Source organism: Chryseobacterium sp. SIMBA_028 (assembly GCF_046535285.1).
GTDB lineage: Bacteria > Bacteroidota > Bacteroidia > Flavobacteriales > Weeksellaceae > Chryseobacterium.
Map to the genome: position 1 here is coordinate 1 of NZ_JAWRWZ010000088.1, position 367 is coordinate 367.

Here is a 367-nt window from a genome sequence, read left to right on the forward strand (position 1 = left end):
AGATAATACGCAGATTCTTTGGCCAACGGATGGAGGACAACTATGTTACTCAGCGCTCGATTCATACGTCACTATTGATGGGGTCATGATTCATCCGGTAAAGAATAAAAAATTATTAGGGCTTTTTGAGAATAAAAATGATGCCTCACATGGGAATTATGCTAACAATTCATTGATTGTACTAAATTACAGTGACACAATTAACATAAGTGCATTGTTGGAGAATTACGGATTAAACTATTTCAAAGATAGATATTGGATCGAGTATAATAAAAAATGCTTGTGGATGTTCCCGCTTACCGCTGCGACGGTATGGTTTATATTTTCAGGACCTTTTCTATGGTGGTCAACAGCACTTCTTATATTT

Annotated in this window: 1 protein-coding gene; it reads left to right on the forward strand. The window is 36.0% G+C overall.

Annotated elements, in window-relative coordinates:
- Window positions 1-367, forward strand: a 367-nt coding sequence (locus tag SCA31_RS22665; RefSeq protein ID WP_410699305.1) for a hypothetical protein, incomplete at both ends; no start/stop codon positions are given.